We start from the raw sequence: 24,030 nt of genomic DNA on the forward strand, positions 1-24,030 counted from the left end.
CGGTATTCGCTCCGCACAAAATGACGCAGGGCCTCGGGTGACACCCTCTCACCGAATGTCCCACCACGGGCGCCGCTTCTGTAGGAACGCCGTCATCCCCTCCGCGGCTTCCTCGGAACCGAACATCCGCGCCGAACGTGCTGCCAGGTCGTCTCCGTAACGATCGAAGTCCTCGAGGATCCGCTGCGTGACGAGACGTTTCGACTCGGCCAGCCCTTGCGGTGAGCATGCACGGATCTCCGCGAGCAATTCCACAAGGACAGCTCCGGTATCGGCCACCGAAAGGGTGACAAGACCCTCGGAGGACGCCTCCTCGGGACCGAACCGTTCGCCGGTCAGGAAGTACCGTGCAGCCGCGCGCGGCGACAATCGCGGAAGCACGGTCAAAGAGATGATCGACGCGACCAGACCGAGCCGTGCCTCGGTAAGTGCGAACGTCGACGCCGGCCCGGCGACCACGATGTCGCAGGCCCCGATCAGACCCATGCCGCCGGCGCGGACGTGCCCGTCGATCCGGGCCAAGACCGGCTTGGGGAGCTCCAGGATCTGCCGGAGCAAGGCCGTCATGTCGCGGGTGCGTGCGGCAGCCGTCTCCTGCGCGGATCCGGAAGATCCGCTCAGATCTGCTCCGGCGCAGAACGTTCCACCGGTGTGGGTGAGGACGACCGCGCGGACGTCGGGGTCGGCGGCCGCGTCGGCGAGTCCGCGGCTCAGTTGGGTCAGCAGCGGTACGGACAGGGCGTTGCGGTTGTGCGGGGAGTCGAGGGTCAGTGTCGCAGCGCCGTGGTCGACGACGTAGCGCACCACCACCGGATCGGGTTCGGTCATGACAACTCCTCGATGTGATGGCCCCCTTCGCTGTCGGGGCTCTCGACCGGTGCGGACACGTCGTGCGGGGTGACGACAGCGAGGACGGTGCCGACGGCGACCTGATCGCCGACTTCGACGGCGAGCGTCGTGAGCGTGCCCGCAGTGGGTGCGGTGACGGTGTGCTCCATCTTCATCGCTTCGAGCCATACGAGAGGTTGGCCCGCGTCCACCACATCGCCGACGGCAGCGCCGAGCCGGATCACCGATCCCGGCATGGGTGCGAGCAGTGATCCTGCAGCAATTCGGGCGGTGGGGTCCACGAAGCGCGGCACCGCGGTCAAGCGCACCGGTCCGAGCGACGAGTCGACGTGCACCGCGTCGCCGTATCGCGCCACCGCAAAATGCCGGCGGACACCGTCGACGTCCAGAACCACGCGATCCGGGGCGAACCCGACGACACCGAGGTCGTCACGGCCGTCGACGTGGACACCGTCGCGGGTGACCCGGTAACGCACCTCGTGGTCGTTGTGGACGCCCGTGAATCGTTTGACCTGCGGCTGCGAGGGCAGATTCCGCCATCCCGAGGGCAGTCCCGCATTCACCGTGGCAGCGGCGCGATTGGTGGCCGACTCCGCCAGAGCAGCGGCGATCGCGGACACCGCTTCCGCGTGCGCTGAGGCGAGCGGTGCCGACAGTTCCGTGAGTCCGTGGGTGTCGAAGAAGGCGGTGTCGGTCTCCCCCGCACGGAAGGCGGGATGTTTCAGCACCGCGACGAGGAGGTCGCGGTTGGTGACAATGCCGTGGATCTCGGTGTGTATCAGGGTCGACGCCAGTAGACGCACCGCGCGGTCGCGGGTCGGTGCGTACGAGATGATCTTGGCGAGCATCGCGTCGTAGTGGACCCCGACCTCCGTTCCCGCGATGACACCGGAATCGACGCGCACACCGGTGTGCCGGAGCACGTCGAACTCGCGTGCCTCTTGCGGCAGCGCGAAACGGTGCACGGTGCCGGACTGCGGTTGCCAGTCCCGGGCCGGGTCCTCGGCGTAGAGCCTGGCCTCCACGGAATGGCCGTGTACCGGGGGTGGTTCGGGGTCGAGGGGGTCACCGTCGGCGATGCGGAACTGGAGATCGACGAGATCGAGCCCGGTCGTGCATTCGGTGACGGGATGTTCGACCTGCAGGCGCGTGTTCATCTCCAGGAAGTGGAACCGCCCCGAGCGGTCCGCGAGGAATTCGACGGTGCCGGCGCCCTCGTACCCGATGGCCTGAGCGGCGCGCCGGGCGGCGTCGAACAGGCGTGGGCGCATCCCCTCGATCGCGTCGACGAGCGGCGAGGGGGCTTCCTCGATCACCTTCTGGTGGCGACGTTGGATCGAGCATTCGCGTTCGCCCACCGCCCACACCGTGCCGTGGCGGTCCGCGAGGATCTGGACCTCGATGTGCCGCCCGTTCTCGAGATACCGCTCGCAGAACACCGTCGGGTCGCCGAACGCCGACGCGGCCTCCCGGCGGGCCGCGTCGAGTTGCCCAGGCAGGTCGGCCAATGTCCGCACCACCCGCATTCCGCGCCCACCACCGCCTGCGGAGGCCTTGACGAGCACCGGAAGGTCGGCGTCGGTGATGTCGGCAGGGTCGAGTTCGGCAAGAACAGGGACACCGGCGTCAACCATGATCTTCTTGGCCTCGACCTTCGAGCCCATCCGTTCGATCGACTCCGGGCGCGGTCCGATCCAGATCAACCCCGCCTCGAGCACTGCGCGCGCGAATCGTGCGTTCTCGGAAAGGAACCCGTAACCCGGATGGACCGCATCGGCACCCGTCGCCAACGCTGCCGCGACGATCTTCTTCCCGTCGAGGTAGGTCTCGGAAGGGGTGACTCCCGCAAGTCGCACGGCGGCATCGGCGTCGCCGAGATGCGGACTGTTCGCGTCGGCATCGGAGAACACCGCGATCGCCCCGAGTCCGGCCCGACGGCAGGACGCGAACACGCGGCGGGCGATCTCGCCGCGATTCGCCACGAGCACCGTGGTGATGGTCGATTCGGTCACGGGAACCTCACATCCGGAAGACGCCGAACGATTCGGCACCACTGATCGGGGCGGTGGCAACAGCCGACAAGCACAGTCCCAGTACGGTGCGGGTATCGCGGGGGTCGATGATGCCGTCGTCGTAGAGACGACCGGACAGGAACATCGGCAGCGATTCGGCTTCGATCTGGTTCTCGACGGCCGCGCGCATCGCCTCGTCGGCGGCTTCGTCGAATGCCTGTCCGCGTGCCTGCGCGGCCGCGCGTCCGACGAGAGAGATGACCCCCGCCAGTTGGGCACCGCCCATGACCGCAGACTTGGCGCTGGGCCACGCGAACAGGAACCGCGGATCGAAGGCCCGTCCGCACATGCCGTAGTGACCGGCGCCGTAGGACGCGCCGATCAGGATGGAGATGTGCGGCACCGTCGAGTTGGCGACCGCGTTGATCATCATCGCCCCGTGCTTGATCATGCCGCGTTCCTCGTATTCCCGTCCCACCATGTATCCCGTGGTGTTGTGCAGGAACAACAGCGGCGTGTCGGCACGGTTGGCAAGCTGGATGAACTGTGCTGCCTTCTGCGATTCCTCGTTGAACAGCACGCCGCGCGCGTTGGCGAGAATCCCGATCGGATAGCCGTGCACCCGTGCCCAGCCGGTCACGAGCGACGACCCATAGAGCGGTTTGAACTCGTCGAAGTCGGAATCGTCGACGACGCGGGCGATGACCGCACGCGGATCGAAGGGTTGCCGAAGATCCTCGGGGACGATCCCGAGCAGCTCCTCGGCGTCGTACCGCGGTTCGCGTACGTCCGTCCGGGGTGCAGGGCCGGCCTTGCGGTAGTTGAGGCGTCGCACGATGCTGCGACCGATGCGCACCGCGTCCTGTTCGTCGACCGCGAAGTAGTCGGCCAGACCCGAGATACGCGCGTGCATCTCGGCGCCGCCGAGCGACTCGTCGTCCGATTCCTCACCGGTGGCCATCTTCACCAGCGGCGGGCCGGCGAGGAACACCTTCGACCGCTTCTCGATCATCACGACGTGGTCGGACATGCCGGGGATGTATGCGCCGCCGGCGGTCGAATTGCCGAAGACCACCGCGATCGTGGGGATACCTGCCGCCGACAACCGGGTCAGATCGCGGAAGAGCCGACCACCGGGAATGAACACTTCTTTCTGCGTCGGAAGATCCGCGCCGCCGGATTCGACGAGGGAGATCAGCGGCATCCGGTTCTGCAGCGCGATGTCGTCGGCGCGCAATGTCTTGCGGAGCGTCCACGGATTACTGGTTCCCCCGCGCACGGTGGGGTCGGTGGCCACGATGACACATTCGACGCCTTCGATCACGCCGATGCCCGTGACGACGCTGCCGCCGACGGGAAACTCGGTGCCCCAGGCCGCGAGCGGTGAGAGCTCGAGGAACGGCGAGTCGGGGTCGAGGAGCAGTTCGATCCTCTCCCGCGCAAGCAACTTGCCTCGGTCGTGGTGTCGCCGGACGTACTTTTCTCCCCCGCCGGCGAGGGCCCTGCCGTGTTCTGTGTCGAGTTCGGCCAGGCGAGCACGCATCGTCTCGGCGGCTGCGCCGTATTCGGTGGAGCCGGGATCGAGGGTCGAGATCAAGGTGCTCACGTGTGCTTCTCCAGCAGGACGGTGGGGATGTCGATGTATCGGGCGCGCAACCATTCACCGAGGCCCTTGGCCTGCGGGTCGAAGCGAGCGCGGGAAGCGACGCCACGACCGAGGATTCCCTCGATCACGAAGTTCACGGCCCGCAGGTTCGGTAGCAGATGACGTGTGACAGGCAAGGGTTCGATCTCGGGGAGCAACTCCTTCAGCGTGTCGACGGTGAGAGTGTTTGCAAGCCATTCCCATTCGTCGTCGGATCGGACCCACAGCCCGATGTTGGCGTCACCGCCCTTGTCGCCGCTGCGGGCACCGGCGATCGTGCCGAGCGGAACGCGACGAGTCTGTCCGGGCGACAGCGGCGCGGGCACACTCGGGTCCGGCAACGGTTCGAGGGTCCGGGTGGTCGCCGCAGCCGGGATGTCGACGCGGGTGCCGTCGGGCAACACTGCAATGTGCGGCACGCGGGTCGCCTCGACGTACTCGGCCGTGTAGACACCGTAGGCGGTGCCCGGGCCGGGCGGAGCGGTGACGAAGAACCCGGGATAGCTTGCAAGGGCGAACTCGACCGCCGTGGAGGTGAATGCGCGTCCGACGACGTCGGGATCGGGATCGCGCGTAGTGCAGCGCAGCAGAGCGCTCGCGGTTTCCTCCGTGTCGGCATCGGCATGGTCGGTGCGAGCGAGAGTCCATTCGAGTTCGGCAGGCCGCCTCGGTAGATTCGATTCCATCTGAGATCGCACCAACTGGGCCTTCGCGTCGATGTCCAGTCCGGTGAGGACGAAGACGACCTCGTTGTAGAACCCGGCGAGCGCGTTGAGGCACACCTTCAGGGTCGGTGGGGGCGGCTCGCCCTTCACCCCGGTGATGCGGACACGATCGGGTGCTTCCCGGCTCAGCGTGACGGTGTCGATGCGCGCGGTGACGTCGGGGTTCGCGTAGCGTCCGCCCGTCACCTCGTACAGCAGTTGTGCGGTGACCGTGCCGACGGTGACGGCTCCTCCGGCGCCCGGGTGTTTGGTGATCGTCGCCGCGCCGTCCGCCTCGATCTCGGCGATGGGAAATCCGGGGCGGACGAGGTCGTCGAGTTCGACGAAGAATGCATAGTTTCCGCCGGTCGCCTGGGTACCGCATTCGATGACGTGCCCGGCGACAACAGCACCGGCGAGTGCGTCGAAGTCATCGGGTGCCCAACCGAAGTGGGCGGCGGCGGGACCGACGATCACCGAAGCGTCGGTGACGCGTCCGGTCACGACGATGTCGGCTCCGGCATCGAGGCACCGCGCGATGCCCCACGCACCGAGATATGCGTTCGCGGTGAGCGGGCGCGGGTCGGCGGCGAAACCGAACTCGTCGATGCGAGTGAGGAGATCGTCACCTTCGACGTGGGCGATGCGTGGTGACAGACCGAGCCGATCCGCAACCGTGCGCAGCGCCGCAGCCAGACCCGCAGGGTTGAGACCACCGGCGTTCGCGACAATCCGCACCTTCTTGTCGAGGGCGAGCCCCATGCAGTCCTCGGCCTGCCGCAGGAACGTCTTGGCGTAGCCGAGTTCCGGATTCTTCAGACGGTCGCGACCGAGGATGAGCATCGTCAGTTCGGCGAGGTAGTCACCGGTCACATAGTCGAGTTCGCCGCCTTCGAGCATCTCGCGCATCGCCGACAGACGGTCGCCGTAGAAACCGGAGCAATTGCCGATTCGCACGACGCGGTTCACGCGATCCACTCCTGGACCGGGCGTCCTATCCGCTGAGGAACGGGCGGACAGAGATCGTCGAGAAGCGCAGGCGACTCCACCATGTGGTCAGAGTCACATGTTGCCGCTCTCGGAGCAAGCACTCATGACTGTTTCGCGTGGCTCCTGGCCGTACCCCTCACGGCCGATAACGGGCTCACCGCTGCGTGCGGCGACGACGCGTCCCATCCGGCACGTCGGATTGCCCGGACGGTTCTGCAGCTCCCCGAGTGCTACCGAACTCGACGGCATCTGCGTCCGCACCTCCACCGGTCAGTGCCTGCACGACCATCTCGAGGTCGTGCAGCGTCACCTCATCGGCCGACGAACGGCCTTCTTCATCTCGAACGGAACGGGCCATGACAACTCCTGACAGAAGAACCACCGACCGCACCGTCGACCGTCGCAACACGAACAAAACCATCGCCACACGAACCGGCGCCGGCAAGGCACCGGGCCCGACATCATCGGCAGGCCTGCGACACCGGTGAGTCTAATCCTGCCCGGACGTACTTTCGCCGCGATCGGTTGCGCGCACGTAACTGGCCCGGACGACGAACGTCGAAATCGTCACGGCTCCTCGTTCACGACCCCTGCGTACCCCGCGGCAGATACCGTGGATGCATACTTCACCGAGGTCAGGAGTTGCCGTGCCGAAGCTGGAGATCAAGCAGAAGGCCGAACTTTCCCGCAAGCAGGCGTCCGAGCGGTTGATTGCACTCGGCCGCGCCTTGGCGACGGGATCCGAAGTGGAACTGGACTCGGGCGGTGACACCATTTCGCTCGTCGTCGCCGACCGACTCGAATGGGAACTCGAGATCGAGGTGGACGGCGACCAGGTCGAGATCGAGGTCGAATTCAGTTGGCGCGACGCCCCATCCGACAGTCCACAAGCCGATGCGGACGACGAGGAGGAAGACGACGAACCGGACGAAGAAGCAGGCACCGCCGAAGGTTCGGATGAGGACCCGGATGAGGACGAGGACGACGGCGAGCCGCAGCAAACCGAGCCGCGACGACGAGCCCCGGTCAAGAAGACAGCGCGGCGTGGCCGGCCACGTAAGCGCGCCGCCGACTGATCGGTTCACAGCACCCGGTGCCGGTCCTACCTTCTCGAGCGCCTCGGGGCCGACGCCGCATTCCTTCCGGCCGTCCGACAGCGTCGGATCTTTCGGACACTCGACCCCGTCACTGCGGTCGGTCACCCGCTCGGACCGAGCGGTTGGCGCGCTCACGTACCGTCACTACGGCCCAGAACACAACCGACACGCAGGCACCGGCCGCCGATGCGAATTCTTTGCCTGCGACGCACCAGAGCGCCAACACCGACCACGCTCCCACCATCGCCGCGCACGTGCCAGAGCCGGCGCTGCGCTGAGAAAATTGCCCCGCCGTGAGTCTCAGGCTGGCATACCCACCCCCATAGGACGCATGGGGCGGAGGGATCGACGCCAGCACCCGATGGACGTACCGATGCCACGCCGATACGAACCCCGACGAACCACAGATGCCGGCGCCAGATAGGCTCGGTCGATCTGTACTCCGCCGAGGCTGACGCCGCCCAATTCGATAGCGACGCCGAACAAGCGATAAGACTAGTCTTGTTACCTGCGAATCTGACCCGTCAAGCACGGAACTGAAACCTTCGTCGCTTAGATCGAACGTTTGATCCACCGCTCCGCTGCGAGCACCCGCAGGTTGGAGGATCGAGGACCGTCTTCCAATGATCGTCGGGGTGGCCGCCCGTCGAAGAGAATTGGAATGCCAGAACCAGACCTTCTTCACTGAGCGCAGCGAGGTAATACTCGTGCCCGTACACATCCCAGTACTTCGGGTACACAGAGATAGGACGCATAGAACGGTTCTTGTAGGCCAGCCGAGTGTCTCGGGACTGATGTAGGGGCAGGTGACATCTGAACTGTGATGCCGTGAGGCACTGCTGGAAGGATGGACCCCGTGCCCAAGCCCTATCCGAGAGAGTTCCGCGACGACGTCGTGCGGGTGGCTCGAAACCGAGAACCAGGCCAGCACCTGCGGCAGATCGCCGCGAACTTCGGCATCAGCGAATCGTGCCTCACCAACTGGCTCCGGAAGGCTGACGTCGAGGACGGCGTTAAGCCAGGGACGACGAACGGAGCGAGGCGTACCGGGCGAACGCGCTCTTCGATGCCCACCGTGAGGACCCCGAGTTCGGCTACCGATCTCTCGCTGACGAGGCCTGTGATGTGGGCGAGTCGATGTCGGAGCGCACGGCCTGGCGGATCTGCTCGACCAACAAGGGGTGGAGCTGCTTCGGGAAGAAACGTGGGTCGAAGAAAGGCCGTTCGGGACCGCCGGTGCACGACGATCTCGTCGGGCGTCTCTTCACCGCGGACGAGCCGAACCGATTATGGTTCACGGATATTACTGATCACCGCACCGATGAAGGCAAGCTCTATCTGTGGGCGGTCAAGGACGTCTACTCGAACCGGATCGTGGACTACTCCATCAGCGATCGGATGAAGTCCCGGCTCGCCGTCGCCGCCTCGAATCCGCGGTGGCTCGGTGGGACTCGGTCGCTGGATGCGTGGTTCACTCGGACCGGGGCTCGCAATTCCGAAGCCGGAAATTCGTTCGCGCCCTCGGTCGTCACGACTTGGTCGGATCGATGGGCCGGGTCGGGGCGGCCGGCGACAACGCCGCCATGGAATCGTTCTTTGCGCTGCTTCAACGCAACGTCCTCGACCGGCAGCGTTGTGCCACACGCGAGCAGTTACGCATCGCGATCGTCACCTGGATCGAGCGGACCTACCACCACCGGCGACGTCAGCTCCGACTCGGCAGGTTGCCGCCGGTCGAGTTCGAGACGATCATGACCACACCAGCCGCACAGGCTGCGTGACCGAAGCTGTCACGCGATCGTGCAGTAGTCCCCCGCTCGTCCGCGTCAACGTACGCAACACCGGTGGCCGCGCTCTGGATCTGAACGGCACCCTCGACCTGACCGAGGGCCCCGGTGGACTCAGCGCAGGGCCCGTCCCCATGCACGGGGTCACCACTCGGGGGCCAGGCAGTTCCGGCACCGTCACCGCCGTTCTCGACAACGAAATCCTTTGCGGTCCATGACATGCCGCGGTCACCCTCCACAGCGGATGGTCGGCGGCGACCGCGGGGTGTGCTGCTTCGACGATTTCGCCTCCGCCGTCGTCGGCGTCTTTGATGGGGGTGTAGTCGAGCGCGTTGAGTTCGTGAGGTCGATCGATGGTGACCACTGCGGTCGATTTTGCGCACGTTTTGCAGGCACATCCCTCTCGGCGCCCGAGACCGTCTATCCGGACAGTGCCTCGTGGAATGGTGGACTTCGGATAGCGGCTCGTCAGGGAACCTGTTCCTGGACTCGAATTTCTCTGCTCTGTCCGCCCGACTCCTGGCTACCGGGAATGCAACCGAGGCGATGGCGACCACCTCACTACTGTTCCACCGGCAAGCTCCGGCCGCGCACCGAAGGCCGAGCGTGACGGCGAATAGTGGAGAACTTTCAGATGAGTGAACTGGACGGGAAGATCGCGCTCATTACCGGCGCAGGCCAGGGTGTCGGGCAAGGAATCGCGTTTGCGTTGGCCAAACAGGGTGCGTCGATCGCAGTGGTCGGTCGCACCGAATCGAAGCTGATCGAGACCTGTGAGAGAATCCGGCAGTTCGGTGGTCGAGGCGAGCCGATCGTCGCCGACATTGCGGACGGCGCCCAGATCACGCGGTCTGTCGCCGAAACGGCCGACTTGTTCGGTGGCATCGACATCTTGGTCAACAATGCCAGCCTCAATCCGCTCGGGGACATCCTCGACCTCGAGCCCGAGAGACTTGCGGCCGGTCTGAACGCAGGTCCTGTGGCGACGTTGAGAGCCATGCAAGCCTGCTATCCGCATATGAAGGCACGCGGTGGCGGAGCAGTGGTCAACATGGTCAGTTCGGTCGCAGTGCGCTGGGATGCGAGCAACTACGGTGGTTACGCGGCGGTCAAGGAGAGCGTGCGCGCGTTGACGCGAGCGGCCGCGTGCGAGTGGGGTAAGGACGGCATCCGGGTCAATGCAGTCGCCCCACATGCCCGAACACCAGGCCTCGAGCGATGGATCGCCGCCCGTCCTGCGGAGGCGGCAGCGTTCATCGCAAGTATTCCGATGCGGAGAATCGGTGATGCCGAAAGCGATATCGGCGGGGCAGTGGCATTTCTGGTCGGTCCGAACGCCGGATACCTCACCGGTGCGACGATTCCGCTCGACGGCGGCCAGTCCCGCTGGGGCTGATCCCTGGAATGGTCGCCTCCGGCAGCGGAGGCCCCCGTCATCCGGACCGTGTCACCCACGTCATGGCCTCATACAGTCGGTCCCGGTCTTCAAGAGTTGGGTTGCCACCTGTATGTCACCCCTGATGTTGTGACGAGATATTTCGGTGACAGATGAAATGGAAGAGTGCCATGGCAACACCAGACGAAGAGAAGAATGTCGTACTGCTCCACCGCGATGGACCCGTAGTAGTCATCACTCTGAATCGGCCGCAGGTGCTCAATGCCGTCAATGCTGCTGTGTCCGATGCGCTGGGCGCTGCTCTCGACGAGGTCGATCGTGACCCCGACGTGCGAGTCGGCGTCCTGACGGGAGCGGGACGAGCGTTTTGTGCTGGTGCCGATCTGAAGGCCTTTGCCGATGGCGGATCCGTACTGCCGACGAACCATTCTCAGTGGGGATTTGCCGGTTTCGTCGAGCACTACGTGTCCAAGCCTCTGATCGCCGCTGTCAACGGCGTGGCGGCCGGCGGCGGTACCGAGATCGTGCTGGCCTGTGACCTCGCCGTGCTCAGTTCTGAGGCCACGCTCGGATTGCCGGAGGTCAAACGCGGTCTCATCGCCGGAGGCGGCGGGCTCATACGTCTTCCCAGCCAGGTCCCTCCCAAGATCGCAGCGCACGCAGTATTCACCGGCGAACCCATTTCGGCCGAGACGGCACTTCGTTGGGGTCTGGCCAACGCCGTCGTTTCGCCCTCGGAGGTATTACCCGAAGCCTTGCGTCTGGCCCACGCCATCGCAGCCAACGCACCCGTTGCGGTACAGGCGAGCAAGAAGATCATGTCGCACGCGCAAGCATCCGGACTCGAAAACTCGATCTGGAAAGTCAATTCGGCCGAGTCCGATGCCGTGTGCGTCAGCGAGGACGCCTTGGAGGGTGCCGCCGCGTTCACCGAAAAACGACCGCCCGTGTGGCGGAACCGCTGACCGGTACACAGTTTCCTGCGGCGCGCCCTCTCGTGAAGCGCTCCACAGTCGTGAGGAGGCACCGCGACTCCGGGGCAAGTGACGTCCACGCTTTAGGGTTTCATCGAGTTCGTATCCGAATCAAACTGCGTGACAAGCCGATCAAGACTCGTTGTCTCGGCGTCGATTCTGCAGAGTCAGACTGTCCATCGCGGGCTTGTGTTACTCTTCTCACTTCCGTCGCGCCCGGGACTGCGGCCGCATTTGTTCGGCCCTCGACCTCCCATCGGTATGTCGGCGTTCGAGGTCGTCCCAGCAGTTCGTCGACCGAGGCTGAGGTGAAAACTCCTCGAAACCTTCCCAACTGCGTTGAACCCTTCAGGAATAGGACGGGACTCGGCAACATGGATTCCAGGATTGGTCCGCACTCCACCCAATGCAATCGTGATCACAGGGGGCACCGGTGAGGAGAACAGACGAGCCAACCGCACACGTTCGAAACGCGGCGCGGACACGGACCGCGTTGTTGGATGCAGCGTTTCAGATCTTCCTCAGGGACGGCTACAGCAAAGCCAGTACCGAGGAGATCGTAGCCCGGGCAGGTGTAACCCGGGGAGCCCTCTACCATCACTTTGCGAACAAACACGAACTGTTCCGAGGCGTGATCGAGCGTGCACAGAGGGAAATTGCAGGAACCCTTGTGTCGACCGGACCGATGGGCGATTCATGGGAGGCTTTCATCGGTGCGGTGCTGACTGCTCTCGATTCTGCCTTCGACCCGGCGACGCGTCGATTGCTGCTGATCGAGGCGCCTGCCGTTCTCGGATGGGTCGACATGCGGAAGGCTCAGGAACCGCTGCTGCACACCATGGCAGCCATGCTGGAACCGTTCGAAGCCGGTCAACGAGGACCAACAGTTCGTGCGTCAACACTCGCACGTCTACTGGTTGCTGCAGTCGAGGAGGCTATGTTGTATCTGGCGCATACCGACAACCCCGAACGCGACTGCACAATCGTGCAGACCGAAGTGCGCAAGATGCTCGAGAATGCTGGTCCGCCCAGTCGGTAGCGCAGCACGACCACGCTCGGCAGATCCGGGAACCGGAAGGCCGTTGCGACGGCCTTGTCGGCGACCGTCCACAGATCCGCGGCCCATCCTCCGTCGAAGGCCGGCTCGAATCCCCACGCGTTCGCGATCTCGGGACCGCTCTTCTCGAGCTCGGCGACGATGTCCGCGGTGATATGCGCGTCGAAAGGTGCTTGCCCGCGCGGCGCGTCCGGCTCGAGCAGCGAGCCGAGCATCAGCACCGGCCTGGTCTGCAGGTTGTGGATGGAATTGCGCAGCTCGAAGATCACCCGCAGGTCCCGCTGAAGGTCGGGGACGGCTCGTCGAACCGGTAGGTGTCAGCGACGATCCGGGCACGCAGGATCCGGCCGGTGACCGAGCCGGTGGTGGCATAGCCGAGGTCCCCGATGATTCGACCGGTCAATCGTTGCCGGCCGATAGCGGGGCGCCGGCTGTACCAGGTGGCCGTCCACCCGTCACTGCGCACGAACAATCGCCACTCCCACCACCGCTCCTCGTCCCGGAAACCCGCAGAAGCCGCGGGCTGGAACAGCGGGATGCCGTCATCGAGAGGCTCGACATCGACGTCGACGGTGACGATGCTCGGGTCCGCCTCATCCGGCAGCGTTTCCGTGAACAACAATGCATAGCGTCCGATGTCGCCGACCTGCGGTGGCGCGATCTCCCCATCGCCGATGGCAAGCTCGGTTACCAGCACCGACAATCCCCGGTGCGGTCGAACAAGTCCCTGCAGGATCGGCATTCGGTCAGTGTCCCATCACAGCCCGGTACACCAACAACCAACAACAACGGTCCGCAGAACGGCCAGGTTGCCCGTACGACACCGGTTTCCAGTTCGACAGAGCTTGCCTTCAGCTCAGCAGCCTGGGATATCTCGTGCACCGCTGCCAGCGCGGCACACTGCTACGACTCGAGGTTGGAGATGGCCGGGACCATTCCGAAAGCACTCGCCCACCCCGCCCGGCTCCGGCACCGACCGTTTCACCCACCCGAAAAGATGATCGCGCTGGACACGAGGTCACCTCACAACGTCCTCCCACGCGTATGCCGTCACCGATCCACCGGCTCGTTGTGGCAAGTGAGCCGCCGGACGCGGGTACCGTCCGTGGGATGAGCGATACTTCGAAACTACCCTGGTGGGAGGCCTACAACCACGGTGTTCGCTCCCTGCACGACACCGGCTGGGCAGATCTGTCGTCGCTGTTGTCGGACGACATCTGTGCGTTGCTCAGCGACGTCGACGCGGCCTTCGCGCTCACCGGTGCCCACACCCCCGGATGGCCGAACCCGTACCAGGACGGTCTCGCACCGGACGAACCCGCATACGAGCGAGTCACCGACCCGGAGAAGTTCCAGATCGTCGAAGCCCGGGCCCGAGCCTGGACCCACGTGTTAGTCGAACGCGGCTGGGCACGGCGCGCCGCACACGTCGAGGGGGCCCTGCGCCCCCACGACAGTGGCGGAACCGACACCATCCTCGGGCCTGTCGCCGAGGACGCGGTCCCCTTGGTGCTGACCACGCACACACCGGTCGATAACGACCACATCGTCACCGTCACAGTCGCCGCGGGCGACCCGGCGGTACGACTGGCATCGATCCCCGACTGCGGATGCGACGGCTGCGACCACGGATCCGCCACCCTGCTCGAAGAAATGGACACATCGGTGCTGTCGGTCGTCGACGGCTCCCTTCACGTCCACGTCGATGCCCGCCGCCTGTCGATCCGCACGTCCTTCGGCGGTCACACCAGCCGCCCAGTCCCCGACCTCGACGAACCAACCGCATTCACAGCAGCACCCTGGCCCCCGGACTGGACGGCTCGTCCACTCGTGCCCGACGTCGACACACACCGTCACTGAGCAACCGCACCGGGTCAAATTTCACGTGCCGCTCGTGGCAGCCCTCGGTTCCGGTGCCTCGGTTCCGGTCCATGCTCGAAGTCTGCCCGGCGGAATCGGCACGGTTCTGCGCTGAGCCACGTGTTGCACCATCACGCAAAGTGGGCAAGAACCAGTTCTAATCCGCCGTTGACACCGCGTTCAGCTAATGAAGGCATCCAGATCAAGACTGACCTCCACACCGTCCTTCTCCACCACGATCCGTGGATGCTCCGCACCGGTCGCTGCCAGATACTCCCGCAGCGTCGACAACAACAGATCACTGCGGCGTTCGATCTTCGACACCGCCGCCTCCTCGACCCCCAACGCGTTGGCCACATCGGTCTGCGTCAACGCCCCGGCTTTACGGATATCGGCAAGAGTCTCCACGTAGATCCGATTCATCTGTGCGGTCTCGCCACGGATTTGCTCGACCTGCTCAGCAATCGCGGTCTTCGCAGTCAACTGGGCGATCCGGTCGTTGCCGCGACGGAATGTGCGCTTGTCACTCATGGTGCTCACCTTCGGTTTCCTTGATCCACCGGTCGATCGCCACGTCGGCGCGGACCGACACTGTTGTAGAACACATCCCCCATCCGGGCCTTGTCGCCGGCGAACAACGCCACCCGTGCCCGGGCATCGTCATCGCCAACACGTCGTAGTCACTCGCCAGGTCGTGTGCCACACCGTGCCATACATGATGTGAGAGCGTGAATCCGTGCAGAAGCAGCACCGGTTCACCCGCTCCGACGCGGTATGCAGCAGACGTCATCCGGACCCCCTTGTCCCCTACCGTTCAGGCGTAGCACGTCGACATCGGGGCAACAAGCCGAACGGTGAAGACCTTCGGCGAGGTGGAGATCTCCACTCGCCACAGAGTTCCACCGGCGACAAAAGTCGGTTCGATGTAGCAGCCACGGGTCCTGTGTGGCGACAACCTTGCCGAACTCCGCCGGAGTCCCGGCTGTTCGTCTCCGCGTTCACGGCCTCCACGCGTGCCTCCCACCCGATGCCGCCGCTCCGATCTGCCACGCCGACGCCGAATCCCGCTGCGTCCAGAAGTCCGCGAATCGCCCACCCGCGGCAAGCAATTCGTCGACCGCGCCGTCCTCCACAATCCGGCCGGCTTCGAGGAACACCACCCGATCAGCAGTCCGGATGCTGGCGAGCCGGTGCGCGACGATCACCCGCGTGCGCGACACCGGATCTGCCCCGAGCGCCTGCACGACCGCCGTTTCGTTCTCGGTGTCCAGCGCACTCGTCGCTTCGTCCAGGAGGAGCAACGGCGCGGGCTTCAGCAGTGCGCGTGCGATCGAGACGCGCTGGCGTTCTCCGCCCGACAGCGCAGAACCACCCTCACCGACCCGCGTGTCCCAGCCGTCCGGCGACCGGTTCACGATGTCGTCGACGCGCGCCAACCGAGCTACATTCTCGACTGCAGCGTCGTCGGCCTCCGGGTCACCCACGCGGATGTTCTCGCGGATGGTCCCGTCGAACAGGTACGGCTCCTGGAACACCATGCTGGTCAGGGCGCGACGCGAGGCGGGATCGAGTTCGGTGATGTCGACGCCGTCGACGAGAATCTGCCCCACCCGCGGCGTCACCAGACCGGCGAGCAACGCGAGCACCGTGCTCTTACCCGAACCGGACGGACCCACGATCGCGGTCGTCGTGCCGGGTTCGAGGGTGAGGTCGAGGCCTTCGAGAACGGCCGGCGTGTTCGTGTCGTACCAGAATCCGACACCCCGCAGTTCGATACGCGGTGCGCGCCCGGTGACGGTCAAAGTGCCCGCATCGTCGACGGTCGGCGCGGTAAGCACCTCACGGATCCGGCGGAGGGTCGCCAGCGATGCCTCGATGCCACCCGAGATGTCGCCGAGCGTGGTGAACGGATCGAGGTAGCGCACGATGACGACGATCAGGGCGATCGCCTCCGGAATGTCGACGTCGCCGCGGACCGTGGACAAGACGACCGTGCCGGCGAGGATCACCAGCGCGAGCTGGCTCGCGATGCTGAACACGACCTGACCGGGGATCTGCACGAGCAGCAGACGACCGGTCGCCGCATGCTGTTTCGCGAGCGCCTCCCCGACGAGGCTGCGCGCGGGTTCGGCGCGTCGCGCCGCCCGCAGTGCCTGCTGGGTGCGGGCTAACTCGACGATGCGTTCGGTCAGCTCGACATTGCTGTCGGACGCCACCTGTTCCTCTCGGCGCGACAACCGCACGGACAGGGAGTACGCGCCGACGAGCAGCGGGATACCGACGAGCGCAGCAACGGCGAGCGGCCACGAGATGGGTATCAGCGCAACGGCTATCGCGAACGGCAGCAGCACCGCGCCGATTGCGGGTGTCACCAGGTAGATGATGATGCCGACGAGATCCGGTCCGGTCGCCGCGATCGCCTGCCGCGCCGTCGCGGTGTTCTCGCTCGAGAACCACGCGAGGCGGATGCGCGCGATGCGTTCGGACACCTCGCTCTGACCGTTCGCCAGCAGACCGAACCCGAGGTCGAAGCCGCGTCGCGCAGCGAGGCCGTCGACGATCCAGCCGAGAATCGTCAGCAGCGCGAGGACACCCAGCCACGGCCACGCGTCGCCGGGATCGGGACCGAACAACGCCCCGACCAGCGGCACGAGCACGACCACGCCGGCCGCGCGCAGCACCACACCGACGACGGTGAGCGCCAAATGCGCGACGACGAGAGTGCGGCTACCCGGGGGAAGCAGCGAGAACAGGGTGCGGATCATCGGGCCGTCTCCTGAACGGGGGTGACGAGAGCGGACGGTGCCGTCGCCGCATTCCACAGCTTCCGGTAGCGGCCGCGGGCAGCGAACAGTTCGTGATGGGTGCCGGTCTCCACGACACGGCCGTGATCGAGGACCGCGATGCGGTGGACACCGGTGACGGTGTGCAGGCGGTGTGCGATGACGAGCACCGTGCGTCCCTCCATGAGCCGGTCGAGGGCGCGCTGAACGAAGTACTCCGATTCGGGATCGGCATAGGCGGTGGCTTCGTCGAGGATGAGGATCGGGGTGTCGGCGAGGATCGCGCGGGCGATGGTGATCCGTTGCTGTTCACCGCCCGATAGCGGTGTGTTCGCACCGACGACGGTGTCGTATCCCTCGGACAACGCCATGATCCGGTCGTGGATGTAGGCGGCGCGGGCGGCTTCCTCGATCATCTCGTCGGTGGCGTCGGGGACGGCGAGCGCGATGTTCTCGCGCACCGTCCCGTGCACGAGCTGCGTCTGTTGGAACACGAAGCCGACCTGCTGGTACAGCTCATCGGTGGTCATCTCCCGGATGTCGCGCCCGAAGATGCGGATGCTGCCGCTGTCGAGGTCGTGGAAGCGGGCGAGCAGCGCCGCCAGGGTCGACTTCCCCGATCCGGACGGTCCGACGAGAGCGGTGACGGTGCCCGATGCGAGGGTGAGCGACACCCCGTCGATGACGGGAACGCCGGGGCGGTAGGAGAACCGGACGTCGTCGAACTCCACGGCGGTGAAGGCGTCGCGGATCTGCACGCCGGTCCGATCGGCGGTGCGCAGTTCCGGCTCGTCGAGGACCGCCTGGATGCCACGTGCGGCGAGCATCCCGTCGCGCAGGCCCCCGAGTCCGTAGCCGAGGCCGAGCAGACGGGAACCGAAGGTGGTGCCGAGGAACAGGAATGGCAGCAGCGTTGCCGGTGCCATGCTTCCCGCGGTGATCAGCGCGGTGCCGAGTGCGGTGAGCAGCAGCAGGAACGTCGCGGGTCGGGTGGCGAGGTCGATGAGGGTCTTCTTGCCGGCCATCGGTCGCTGCCAGTCCGCGAGGAACCGCACGTACTCCCCCAGCCGCGCGCGGAAGGTCGACGCGGCCGCGCCTCCGAAGACCCGGATCACGGGCTGCCCGTCCAGGTAGGCGGCGGCTTCGCCGTCCATGCGTTCGGCCCACCGCGCGGATTGCACTGTGCGCGGCCCGGACTGCGACATCATGACGGTCATCAGCACGAGGTAGACGAGGATCGGCAGGAACAGCACCAGGGCGAGTCGCCAGTCGACGGCGAACAGGTAGACGAGCACCGCGACGGGTGCGACGACGGCGGCGACCGCATCGGGCACGGCGTGGGTCACCAGGTAGTGCAGCGACAGCGTGTCGTTCTGGACGACGCGCTTGACCTGCCCGGAGTCGCGGGCGGTGAACCAGCCGAGTGGAACGGTCGACAGCGTGCCGAGCAGACGGTGCCGCAGGTCGCGTTCGAAGCGGGCGTCGACGAGGTGCAGCCACAGGCTCAGTGCGGCTGCGAGCAGCGTGCCCGCCGCGGTGAGTCCGATCGCCCAGAACCCGACGAACCACAGTTCCGAGTTCGGCGCTCCGGCGAGCAGGCGGCGGGCCAGTTCGGTGAGCAGCACGAACGGCGCGAGCTGAATCAGCGTGATGACGGCCTGCAGCACCCCGGCGGCGATGAGTGTCCGCTTCAGCGGCGCGAGGAGCCGACCCCCACCCTGGGCCCGCCACGTGCCGCGTGCGGTTGTGGTCTCGGGTTCAGGGCTCGGCGGAGCGGTCTCCGACCGGGCCGGTTCGGTCTCGTGAGTGCGCTCCTTGCCCATGGCGCGTTCGTCGTGCCAGTACGCCTGGGCGTAGACCTCGGACTTGGGAAAACCGAACTCGTCGCGCAATCGCGTGCGCAGGTGTTTGAGCGAGTTCGATTCCGGCGCCACCCATGCGTACCAGTTCGACCAGTCGCGGTCCTCGACGGCGGCGGCGAACGATTCGTGGTCGCGGCGCGGCACCCAATGCTTGCGCAGCAGCGGGTGGTCCGGCATGGGGATGAGTTCGTCGTTGTCGTCGTGCTTCTCGAGATACAGCTCGATCGCGACGTCGCGCGGTAGTGCCTCGATGATGCTGTTGATGCCGGGGATCGACGCAGAATCGCCGATCAGCAGGTAACCGGCAGGAAGTTCGTCGGGGATGTCGAAGCCGCGCGACCCGAACGAGGTGACGCTGATGACGTCGCCGGGTTCGGCTCGTTGCGCCCACGTCGACGCCGGCCCGGCCGGTTCGTGCAGGACGAAATCGACGGCGAAGTCCCCGGTCTCCGGATCGCATTCCGAGAAGGTGTATCCGCGTTGGTATTCGGTGTCCGACCCGTCGGGGTCGGGAAACCAGATCCGGATCCACGCGGTCGGTCCGGGAACGGCGTCCTCGAACAACGACGGGGACGACATGCGCACCCGTCGGAAGTGCGGCGCGATCTGTTCGGTGCCCGTGACCACGGCGTCGTGATCACGGGCGCCGAACCCGCGCATCATCACTCCCTGAAATCCACGGCGAGCCATCACTTCCCCAATCCTGTCGCCGCGAGATCGGCGACCACTTCTTCCAAGGGCCGCCCCAGTGGAGCGACCGCTACGAGTCCACGAATCGTGGTGGCGAGAACGAGCTTGGAGAACTCCCCGGCGTCGACGGCTGGGAGTTCACGGTGGGCCTCGGCGAGCCGGTCGTCGGTGTCGAGTTGCTCGTTGATGTCTCGGCGCTGTTCGTCGAGGCCCTCGACGCGCAGCCGCTGGGTTTCCTCGGCGACAGTGGTGTTGATGGTCGATCCCGCGACGACGCTCGCGACCGACACCGCCACGTCCGGGTTGTATCCGGCACGGCACAGTGCCGCGATCTCGTCGGCCATGAGGCGACGTCCCGCGTCGCCGCGTGGGAACAGGGTCTGCATGTAGGTGCCGAGACCGGGGTGGTCGAGCACGAACGCCCGCAGTTGCAACCCGAAGGACAACAGGTGCCGTTCGACCGTGTGGTGGGGATCGTGGTGGAGCACGAGGTCGCCGAGGATGCTCTCCCCCACGAGCCGTTCGAGACCCCAGCGGCCGTCCACGTGCCGGTACAGCGCGGCCGCGGACACCCCGAGCCTGGAGGCGACGGCGTTGAGGCTCAGCTGCTGCATGCCGAGCGCGCGACCGACCCGGACGATGTCGTCGAGGTCGATCTTGCGCGCGCGTCTGCCCAGCTGAGCCACCCGATCCTCTCCCCCGAAGCGCTTAAGTTATGCCCCATAACTTAGGTGAGTCTAAGCAGACCTCGTTTCCGGATGCAAGACGTATCCCGCGGAAGGTCCACAACCGAAAAGCGAGGCTCACAACCCTGGTGGTCGACCCTGCGGGTTGTGAGCCTCACTTCTGCGGTGTGAACCTTCCGCCGAACACACTCTGCGGTCAGCGGGTGTAGCGGTCGGCGAGCTCAGCTCCGATCCGCGCCAATTCCTCCTGCACCGAGACCGGCTCGAGCACCTCGACCATCGCGCCTCACCCGGCGAGATTCCGCGCGATGTCGAGCGGGGTCGGGGCTGCGATCCGCACCCGGCTGCGTCCGTCGTCGAGTTCGTCGTCGACGTGGCAGTGCCGGCCGAAGTGGCTCCGCAGGATGGGCACATACCGGGTTCCGATGAGCACCGTCGCCCACGTGCGCGAGCGCTTCTGCTCGACCCGCCCGACCACCTCGTCCCACGCCCGCTCGAGTTCGAAGTCGTCGGGACGTTCCGCGGTGTCTTCGGCGGGTTCGGCCTCGCTGATCCGGTCGACGCGGAAGGTGCGCTGCCCTCGTTCGGTGCCGGCGATGAGATACCAGGTGCCCGTCCTTGTCGACGAGTCCCCATGGGTCGACGACGCGCTCCGATCGCTCCCGCACGGCATTCGTGTAGGTGAACCGGACCCTCCGTCGGCGCACCACCGCGGTCTGCAGCAGGTCGACGATCTCGGGTCGCGGACGGTCGAGCCCGCTCCAACCGGTCCGGTCGCTCATCACCGCACCGGCAGCCGCTTCGGCGTCGGCCCGGAAGGTCTGCGGCAGGGCGCGAACGAGCTTGCGAAGTGCGGTCTTCGCCTCCGCCGACACGGACGCCGCCGGCCCGACGACGAGGAACAGCGCCTGGGTCTCGGTGGCCGATAATCCGCTGAGGTCGGTCCGGGCACCGCCGACGAGCGACCACCCGCCTCCGCGTCCCGGCTGCGGATAGACGGGAATACCTGCCGTCGACAGCGCTTCGAGGTCGCGGCGGACCGTCGCCACCGATACCTCGAGTTCCTCCGCGAGGTCGGCCGCGGTCACCCGTCCGCGCTGTTGGAGGAACAACAGGGCCGCGACGAGCCGGTCTGCGCGCATACCCCAACTATTCCGAAAAAAGTGCTCAGTCGATGAGCACTTTGACTGCGAGAGTTGTTCCCAGAAGACCAGCGAGAGGAACGACCGTCATGTTGCGAGGACTCACCACCACCAACTACATCGTCGACGACTTGCGTGCCGCCATCGACTGGTACACCGAACTGCTCGGTGTCGAGCCGTACTTCGTACGCGAGGTCGACGGAGCACCGGTCTACGTCGAGTTCCGGATCGGCGACTTCCAGCACGAGCTCGGATTCATCGACCGCCGGTTCGCGCCCCCGCACCGGACCGGTTCGGACACCGGCGCGACGCTCACCTACTGGGCGGTCGACGACGTCGAGGCCACCTACGAGCGGCTCCTGTCGCTCGGAGCCACCACGCACGAGGACATCACCGAACGCGGCCCCGGGTTCGTCACCGCCTCGGTCGTCGACCCGTTCGGCAACGTGCTCGCGGTGATGTACAACCAGCACTATCTCGACATCGTCGATTCCGTGAAGGTTGTCTGAGATACACCTCGCGACGGACAGGCGCACACCGACCCCGACGACCGACGACCTGCACCCGCCTCGCTACGCTCCAGCTCATGAGTGAGCCGACTTCGACCTACGCCAACGTGACGCTCGACCCGCGTGCCAACGTCTACTTCGACGGCAAGTGCGTCAGCCACAACTTCCATCTGGCGGATGGAACCCACAAGTCGGCCGGCGTGATCCTGCCCGCGACCCTGAACTTCGGCACCGCTGCACCGGAGGTCATGGAGCTGCACAGCGGCGCGTGCCGCGTCCGGTTGGCCGGCAGCGAGGACTGGACCTCCTACGGTGCAGGCGACTCCTTCTCGGTGCCCGGCGACTCGTCGTTCGACATCGAGGTCACCGAGGCCGTCAGCTACGTCTGCCACTACGGCTGACCACACCCCAGCATGCGAGAACGCTCCCNCCCACCGAGTCCTGCTCGGTGGGAGCGTTCTTCCGTTCGTGGCGACCGGCCACTACATACGAACCCGGCTCAGCCGGTGACCTCTGCGCGATCCGGCGAAGCTCCGGCCTGCGCCTTCCGCTGCGACGACGCGTGACCGACGAACATCGCCGACGCCACGATCCCGATGATCAGAACCGACGCGGGCAGCAGCATCGACTGGCTCAGCGCGGTGCTGAACTTCTCGGCGATCTGCTCCGGGAGAGCGGCTCCCATCGTGGCTCCGCCGCCTTCACCGGCCTGCACCTCACCGAGTCCCTGCGCGGCCATCAAGGACGAGATCAAGGCACCGATCGCGGCGCTGCCCAGCACCGAACCGACCTGGCGGGTGGTGTTGTAGATGCCGGCACCGGCGCCCGCCTGATGGATGGGCAGGTTGTGCGTGGCGGTGGAGGCCAGCGGTGCCCAGATGCACGAGTTGGACACGCCGGCGATACCGGCGATGAGCAGGAACAGCACGATGGGGCTGTCCGGCGTCATGAGCACCGCGAAGCCGAAGATCGTCGCGGAGAAGAGCGTGAAGCCGACGGTGGGCAGCACCCGGGGCGGCATCCGGTCGGAGAACTTGCCGATGAGCGGTGCCGTCAGACCGGTGACGATCGCCATCGGGGCGAAGATCAGGGCGGCTTTCGTGGGCGAGAATCCGCGGACCGTCTCGAGATAGAAGTAGGCCGGAACCATCAGGGCGGTCATGGCTGCGCCCATCGACGAGATCGCGATGTTCGACATCGAGAAGTTCCGGTCGCGGAACAGGGCCAACGGCACGAGGGGTTCGCCCTTGTTGCGCGCCTGGTTGAAGACGAACAGCACCATCACCGCGATACCCGCGACGATCATCGTCCAGGTCCATACGTCCCAGTCGCGGCTGGAACCTTCCTGGATTCCGAAGACCAACAGGAACAGTCCGACGCCGCTGAGGATCACGCCGACGACGTCGAACTTGTGCGGTTGGGTCTCGAGACTGGGCACCAGCCATGCCGCCAGCACGAAGGCGATGATGCCGACCGGGACGTTGATGTAGAAGATCCAGTTCCAGCCCTGCCAGTCGACCAGCACACCGCCGACGAGGGGCCCGAGCAGCGAGGCCAGACCGGCGACCGCGCCCCATAGACCCATGGCGGCGCCACGCTTGTCGGGCGCGAAGGTGCGGGTGATGATCGCCATCGTCTGCGGCGTCATCAGCGCCGCGCCGAGTCCCTGGACGGCGCGGGCGGCGATGAGCATTTCGATGGTGCCGGAGGTTGCGCACCACAGCGACGCCGCGGTGAACACCACCAGGCCCGCGAGATAGACGTGCTTGGGTCCGAACCGGTCGCCGAGACGACCGGTGAACAGCAGGGGCACCGCATAGGTGAGCAGATAGGCGCTGGTCACCCAGATGACCTGATTGATGTCGGCCTGCAGGTCGGCCATGATCGCCGGGTTGGCCACCGCGACGATGGTCAGATCCAGCAGGATCATGAAGAACCCGACCACCAGGGCCGACAGGCCCCACCACGGATTACGTTCGGTTTTCAT

General features: G+C 66.0%; 19 protein-coding genes and 2 pseudogenes. 8 read left to right on the plus strand and 13 right to left on the minus strand.

From position 1 onward, the window contains the following. Positions 1–48 precede the first annotated feature (48 nt). The 5 genes from ACLBYD_RS12740 to ACLBYD_RS12760 all read right to left on the minus strand — a co-directional run bounded on the left by ACLBYD_RS12740 (position 49) and on the right by ACLBYD_RS12760 (position 6,558). The gene (locus tag ACLBYD_RS12740) at positions 49–828 is read right to left on the minus strand and encodes an enoyl-CoA hydratase family protein (RefSeq protein WP_447816716.1); all 780 of its coding nucleotides are present in this window, start codon (positions 826–828) and stop codon (positions 49–51) included. Then, positions 825–2,861 carry an acetyl/propionyl/methylcrotonyl-CoA carboxylase subunit alpha gene (locus ACLBYD_RS12745; RefSeq protein ID WP_447816717.1) on the minus strand — a complete coding sequence of 679 codons (2,037 nt, stop codon included), beginning with the start codon at positions 2,859–2,861 and terminating at the stop codon, positions 825–827. Before ACLBYD_RS12745 ends, ACLBYD_RS12740 begins: the two co-directional genes overlap by 4 nt. A 7-nt stretch (positions 2,862–2,868) precedes the next feature. Further along, a complete protein-coding gene (locus ACLBYD_RS12750) occupies positions 2,869–4,467 on the minus strand; it encodes an acyl-CoA carboxylase subunit beta (RefSeq protein WP_447816718.1) in 1,599 nt (532 codons plus the stop codon). Beyond that, the gene (locus tag ACLBYD_RS12755; RefSeq protein ID WP_447816813.1) at positions 4,464–6,119 is read right to left on the minus strand and encodes an acyclic terpene utilization AtuA family protein; all 1,656 of its coding nucleotides are present in this window, start codon (positions 6,117–6,119) and stop codon (positions 4,464–4,466) included. Before ACLBYD_RS12755 ends, ACLBYD_RS12750 begins: the two co-directional genes overlap by 4 nt. 235 nt (positions 6,120–6,354) lie before the next feature. Then, complete coding sequence (locus tag ACLBYD_RS12760; protein WP_447816719.1) at positions 6,355–6,558, minus strand: hypothetical protein; 204 nt, start codon at positions 6,556–6,558, stop codon at positions 6,355–6,357. Between the two features lie 289 nt (positions 6,559–6,847). On the opposite strand from ACLBYD_RS12760, the gene ACLBYD_RS12765 reads away from it, so the two are divergent. The 5 genes and pseudogenes from ACLBYD_RS12765 to ACLBYD_RS12785 all read left to right on the plus strand — a co-directional run bounded on the left by ACLBYD_RS12765 (position 6,848) and on the right by ACLBYD_RS12785 (position 12,493). Continuing rightward, entirely contained in the window at positions 6,848–7,276 is a 429-nt protein-coding gene (locus ACLBYD_RS12765) for an amphi-Trp domain-containing protein (protein WP_447816720.1), read from the plus strand. Positions 7,277–8,153: 877 nt separating this feature from the next. Continuing rightward, a pseudogene (locus ACLBYD_RS12770) lies at positions 8,154–9,078 on the plus strand (IS3 family transposase). A gap of 640 nt (positions 9,079–9,718) precedes the next feature. Then, positions 9,719–10,480, plus strand: coding sequence for an SDR family NAD(P)-dependent oxidoreductase (locus ACLBYD_RS12775; RefSeq protein WP_447816814.1), 762 nt, complete (start codon positions 9,719–9,721; stop codon positions 10,478–10,480). A 170-nt stretch (positions 10,481–10,650) separates the two neighbouring features. Beyond that, positions 10,651–11,445 (plus strand): crotonase/enoyl-CoA hydratase family protein, encoded by a 795-nt coding sequence (locus ACLBYD_RS12780; protein ID WP_447816721.1) that lies wholly within the window; start codon positions 10,651–10,653, stop codon positions 11,443–11,445. A 505-nt stretch (positions 11,446–11,950) separates the two neighbouring features. Continuing rightward, a complete protein-coding gene (locus tag ACLBYD_RS12785) occupies positions 11,951–12,493 on the plus strand; it encodes a TetR/AcrR family transcriptional regulator (RefSeq protein WP_447816722.1) in 543 nt (180 codons plus the stop codon). 283 nt (positions 12,494–12,776) lie between these two features. On the opposite strand, the gene ACLBYD_RS12790 is transcribed toward ACLBYD_RS12785, so the two are convergent. Beyond that, positions 12,777–13,208: a hypothetical protein gene (locus ACLBYD_RS12790; RefSeq protein ID WP_447816723.1), complete on the minus strand. Its 432-nt coding sequence runs from the start codon at positions 13,206–13,208 to the stop codon at positions 12,777–12,779. A gap of 413 nt (positions 13,209–13,621) precedes the next feature. Between ACLBYD_RS12790 and ACLBYD_RS12795 the strand changes: the two genes are divergently transcribed. After that, on the plus strand, positions 13,622–14,371 hold the full coding sequence (locus ACLBYD_RS12795) for a DUF6226 family protein (protein WP_447816724.1): 750 nt from the start codon (positions 13,622–13,624) through the stop codon (positions 14,369–14,371). A 180-nt stretch (positions 14,372–14,551) separates the two neighbouring features. On the opposite strand, the gene ACLBYD_RS12800 is transcribed toward ACLBYD_RS12795, so the two are convergent. The 6 genes and pseudogenes from ACLBYD_RS12800 to ACLBYD_RS12825 all read right to left on the minus strand — a co-directional run bounded on the left by ACLBYD_RS12800 (position 14,552) and on the right by ACLBYD_RS12825 (position 21,534). Continuing rightward, the gene (locus ACLBYD_RS12800) at positions 14,552–14,902 is read right to left on the minus strand and encodes a helix-turn-helix domain-containing protein (protein ID WP_447816725.1); all 351 of its coding nucleotides are present in this window, start codon (positions 14,900–14,902) and stop codon (positions 14,552–14,554) included. Continuing rightward, a complete protein-coding gene (locus tag ACLBYD_RS12805; RefSeq protein WP_447816726.1) occupies positions 14,895–15,161 on the minus strand; it encodes an alpha/beta fold hydrolase in 267 nt (88 codons plus the stop codon). Before ACLBYD_RS12805 ends, ACLBYD_RS12800 begins: the two co-directional genes overlap by 8 nt. A 208-nt stretch (positions 15,162–15,369) precedes the next feature. Next, positions 15,370–17,136, minus strand: coding sequence for an ABC transporter ATP-binding protein (locus ACLBYD_RS12810; RefSeq protein WP_447816727.1), 1,767 nt, complete (start codon positions 17,134–17,136; stop codon positions 15,370–15,372). Beyond that, a complete protein-coding gene (locus tag ACLBYD_RS12815; protein ID WP_447816728.1) occupies positions 17,133–19,679 on the minus strand; it encodes an ABC transporter ATP-binding protein/permease in 2,547 nt (848 codons plus the stop codon). Before ACLBYD_RS12815 ends, ACLBYD_RS12810 begins: the two co-directional genes overlap by 4 nt. 26 nt (positions 19,680–19,705) lie before the next feature. Beyond that, positions 19,706–20,392 (minus strand): TetR/AcrR family transcriptional regulator, encoded by a 687-nt coding sequence (locus ACLBYD_RS12820; protein WP_447816729.1) that lies wholly within the window; start codon positions 20,390–20,392, stop codon positions 19,706–19,708. A gap of 196 nt (positions 20,393–20,588) precedes the next feature. Beyond that, positions 20,589–21,534, minus strand: a pseudogene (locus ACLBYD_RS12825) (helix-turn-helix transcriptional regulator). Between the two features lie 89 nt (positions 21,535–21,623). Here ACLBYD_RS12825 and ACLBYD_RS12830 point away from each other — a divergent pair. Continuing rightward, positions 21,624–22,043 carry a VOC family protein gene (locus ACLBYD_RS12830; RefSeq protein ID WP_447816730.1) on the plus strand — a complete coding sequence of 140 codons (420 nt, stop codon included), beginning with the start codon at positions 21,624–21,626 and terminating at the stop codon, positions 22,041–22,043. Positions 22,044–22,120: 77 nt separating this feature from the next. Then, positions 22,121–22,444 (plus strand): pyrimidine/purine nucleoside phosphorylase, encoded by a 324-nt coding sequence (gene ppnP / locus ACLBYD_RS12835; RefSeq protein WP_447816731.1) that lies wholly within the window; start codon positions 22,121–22,123, stop codon positions 22,442–22,444. Positions 22,445–22,542: 98 nt separating this feature from the next. Here ppnP and ACLBYD_RS12840 read toward each other — a convergent pair whose 3' ends face one another. Further along, the gene (locus ACLBYD_RS12840) at positions 22,543–24,030 is read right to left on the minus strand and encodes a DHA2 family efflux MFS transporter permease subunit (RefSeq protein ID WP_447816732.1); all 1,488 of its coding nucleotides are present in this window, start codon (positions 24,028–24,030) and stop codon (positions 22,543–22,545) included.

It is taken from the genome of Rhodococcus sp. C26F, from assembly GCF_053345925.1.

Bases quoted from the DNA above. Each gene is read 5' to 3' on its own strand.
- ppnP (WP_447816731.1), top strand. From the start codon at position 22,121: ATGAGTGAGCCGACTTCGACCTACGCCAACGTGACGCTCGACCCGCGT.
- ACLBYD_RS12775 (WP_447816814.1), top strand. From the start codon at position 9,719: ATGAGTGAACTGGACGGGAAGATCGCGCTCATTACCGGCGCAGGCCAG.
- ACLBYD_RS12805 (WP_447816726.1), bottom strand. From the start codon at position 15,161: ATGACGTCTGCTGCATACCGCGTCGGAGCGGGTGAACCGGTGCTGCTT.
- ACLBYD_RS12830 (WP_447816730.1), top strand. From the start codon at position 21,624: ATGTTGCGAGGACTCACCACCACCAACTACATCGTCGACGACTTGCGT.
- ACLBYD_RS12795 (WP_447816724.1), top strand. From the start codon at position 13,622: ATGAGCGATACTTCGAAACTACCCTGGTGGGAGGCCTACAACCACGGT.
- ACLBYD_RS12780 (WP_447816721.1), top strand. From the start codon at position 10,651: ATGGCAACACCAGACGAAGAGAAGAATGTCGTACTGCTCCACCGCGAT.
- ACLBYD_RS12760 (WP_447816719.1), bottom strand. From the start codon at position 6,558: ATGGCCCGTTCCGTTCGAGATGAAGAAGGCCGTTCGTCGGCCGATGAG.
- ACLBYD_RS12815 (WP_447816728.1), bottom strand. From the start codon at position 19,679: ATGATGCGCGGGTTCGGCGCCCGTGATCACGACGCCGTGGTCACGGGC.
- ACLBYD_RS12740 (WP_447816716.1), bottom strand. From the start codon at position 828: ATGACCGAACCCGATCCGGTGGTGGTGCGCTACGTCGTCGACCACGGC.
- ACLBYD_RS12800 (WP_447816725.1), bottom strand. From the start codon at position 14,902: ATGAGTGACAAGCGCACATTCCGTCGCGGCAACGACCGGATCGCCCAG.
- ACLBYD_RS12755 (WP_447816813.1), bottom strand. From the start codon at position 6,119: ATGCGCGAGATGCTCGAAGGCGGCGAACTCGACTATGTGACCGGTGAC.
- ACLBYD_RS12810 (WP_447816727.1), bottom strand. From the start codon at position 17,136: ATGATCCGCACCCTGTTCTCGCTGCTTCCCCCGGGTAGCCGCACTCTC.
- ACLBYD_RS12840 (WP_447816732.1), bottom strand. From the start codon at position 24,030: ATGAAAACCGAACGTAATCCGTGGTGGGGCCTGTCGGCCCTGGTGGTC.